At 70.0% G+C, this 3,271-nt stretch carries 1 protein-coding gene; it reads left to right on the top strand.

The annotated features are described in order from the left end of the window. Nucleotides 1-348: 348 nt before the first annotated feature. Nucleotides 349-3,271 (top strand): lamin tail domain-containing protein (locus tag AC1DQF_RS21365; RefSeq protein WP_477527234.1); only part of this gene is annotated, 2,923 nt, incomplete at its 3' end.

Raw genomic sequence — 3,271 nt, 5'->3', positions numbered from 1 at the left:
CGGCAACGCTCCTTCACCCTGGCCGCCGGCAACTACCGCTTCACCGTCGTGGCCATCAACGCCATCGGCACCGGCCCCGCCTCAGCACGCTCCGCCAACGTCGTACCCCGCTGAACCGGGCAGGACCCCGCACCACCGACGGCGTGCCGTCGACCGCTCACGCGGCCGGCGGCACGCCGTCGTCATGCGCTCGACAGCTGCCCTCAGGTGCCCATGCCTTTGACTGAATTCGAGGATGCGGCCGCACGGGGTCGCGCCTAGCGTCGAAGTCTCGGCACGTCCTCGAACGGCGTGCAGCACCGGGCTCGCGGCGCACGACCGCGGCGTCAACTCACACAGGGGAACGTCATGGGTACACGCACATCAAGGCTTGCTTCGGCGCTGCCCTTCGGAGCCACCGCAGCCGTCATCGCTGCGGGTCTGGCGGTCGTCGGTGTGTCACCGGCCAGCGCCGCCCCGACCGACGTGGTCATCAACGAGATGATGTACCACGCCGTGTCCGACCTCGACGGCGACGACTACCTCGAGCTCTACAACCGGGGCGCCACGGCCGTGGACCTCTCCGGGTGGACCTTCTCCGGCATCACCCTCGCCGTGGCCCCCGGCACCACCATCCCCGCCGGCGGCTACCTCGTGGTCGCCAAGGACGCCGTGCAGTTCCAGGCCCGCTACGGCTTCGCCCCCGCCGCCGTCTACGGCGGCAACCTGTCGAACTCCGGCGAGACCGTCGCCCTCAAGGACAACACCGGCGCCACCATCGACTCCGTCTCCTTCCTCGACGTCGACCCCTGGCCGGTCAAGGCCGACGGCACCGGCCCCTCCCTCGAGCTCATCGACGCCACCCTCGAGAACAACGACTCCCTCAACTGGGCCGCCGCCACCAACACCGCCGGCCGCACCCCCGGCGCTGCCAACTCCGTGCGCCGCACCGGCCTCACCCCACGCATCACCGCCGTCGCCGCCACCCCCACCTCCCCGGCGGCCAACCAGTCCGTCACCGTCTCCGCGACCCTCAGCGACCAGACCAGCGCCGTCGTGCGCTACCGCACCGACTTCGCCGCCGAGCAGACCACCCCCATGACCGCCAACGGCGACGGCACCTACAGCGCCTCGATCCCCGGCGCAGTCGCCGGACACCTCATCCGCTACCGCGTCGAGGCCACCAACGCCAACGGCACCAACCGCTCCCCCCGCGTCGACGACACCATCAACTACCGCGGCGTGGTCGTGCCTGACGACGTCACGTCGGCGCTCCCGATCCTGCGCTGGTTCATCGCCGACGCGGACTACAACGCGATCACAGCCAACCCCACCCAGGACATCCAGCGGGCGGCCGTCCTGGCCTACGGCTCGACGGTCTACGACAACGTGCTCGTCAACATCCGCGGCCAAGGCTCGGAGTCCACGCCCAAGCCGAACTGGAAGTTCGAGATGGCGAAGAACCACGACCTCGACATGCCGGGCCTGCTCGTGGAGCCGGTCGACGAGTTCGCGATGCAGGCCGACTACAGCGACGTGTCGCACGGGCGCTCGATGCTGAGCTTCGACGCCTTCCAGCGCGCCGGGGTCATCAACACCCAGGTCTTCCCGGTCCGGACCCAGCGCAACGGGGCCTTCCAGGGCGTCTACAACTACCTGGACCTGTACGACGGCACCTGGCGCGAGCGCGAGGGCTACGACGACAACCAGTTCTTCAAGGCCAACATCAACGCCTTCGACTCCACGGTCCCGCTCGCCAACCGTCGCTTCGAGAAGAAGAACCCCGACGACACCGACTACGCGCCGCTGCAGTCCTTCCTCAACGGCGTCGCCCTCACCGGGACGGCCGAGCACGACTACATGGCGGCCAACGCGGACATCCCGCAGCTGATCAACTACGCGGCGGTCACCGCGATCCTCGAGCACGTCGACTCGACGACGAAGAACTTCTACCTCGCTCAGGACCCGGGGACGACCCGCTGGTCGATGCTGCCCTGGGACCTCGACCACACCCTCGGCAACCACTGCTGCTTCATCAACAGCACGTTCGTGACGCTGGCCGAGCCCGGTGACCGGTTGAACCCGATCATGGAGGCGCTGTTCGCGACGCCGGAGTGGCGCGACATGTACTTCCGCCGGCTGCGCACCCTGGTCAACGACCTGCTGGCCACCGGCCGGATGGAGGCGCTGTACGACGCCAAGGTCGGGGTCGCCCAGGCCGACATCGCCCTCGACTACGCGCGGTGGGCCTACGACGAGACCGAGAGCTACACGACGCAGCGCAGCCGCCTCGTCAAGGGCATCGCGGCACGACGCACCGTCTTCGCCTCGGACGCCCGGGTCCCCGGCAACCAGCCGGCCACACCGGACATGGTGATCGACGAGATCCAGCACTCGCCCAGCGCCGGCGACACGGCCGAGTTCGTCGAGCTCTACAACCCGGGCTCGACCGCCATCGACCTCTCCGGCTGGACCATCGGCGGCGCCGCCACCCTCACCATCCAACCGGGCACCGTCATCCTGCCGCACGCCACGATGCAGTTCGTCGCCAATGACCCGGGCTTCCGCACCGCCTACGGCTCCCGCGTCTTCGTCGGGGACCGCTACACCGGCACCCTCCCGGCCACCGGGACACTCACCCTGACCCGACCCGACGCCACGCTCGCCGACAGCCTCACCTACGGCGGCACCGGCTGGCCCGTCCCCACCACCGGACAGTCCCTCGAGCTCGCCAACCTCGCCGCCGACAACAACGACGGAGCCAACTGGACCCTCTCCACCGGATCCGGCACCCCCGGCAGCACCACCGGCGGACCCGCCGTCACCGCACCCAGCGCACCCACCATCGGCACCGCCAGCGCCGGCAACACCACCGCCACCGCCCGATGGACCGCACCCACCGACGACGGCGGCTCCGGCATCACCGGCTACTCCGTCAAGGTCCTGGACAACGTCGGCAACCAGGTCGGAGCACTCCGCCCCGCCGCCGCGAACGCCAGCACCCTCAACATCACCGGACTCACCAACGGCACCACCTACCGCTTCCAGGTCGCGGCCATCAACAGCGCCGGCACCGGCGCCTACTCCGCCTCCTCCAACGCCGTCACCCCGGCCGCCACCACCGCACCCGGAGCACCGGTCATCGGCACGCCCAGCCAGGGCGCCGCCGGCGGCTCACTCACCGCCATCGCCCGCTGGACACCACCCACCAGCACCGGCGGCTCACCCATCACCGGCTACCAGGTCACCGCACTCCGCATGAGCTCCAGCGCCGCCAACGCCACCGTGCTCT

Source organism: Nocardioides sp. P4_G4 (genome assembly GCF_056401085.1).
This window is presented reverse-complemented; position numbering and strand designations above follow the sequence as displayed.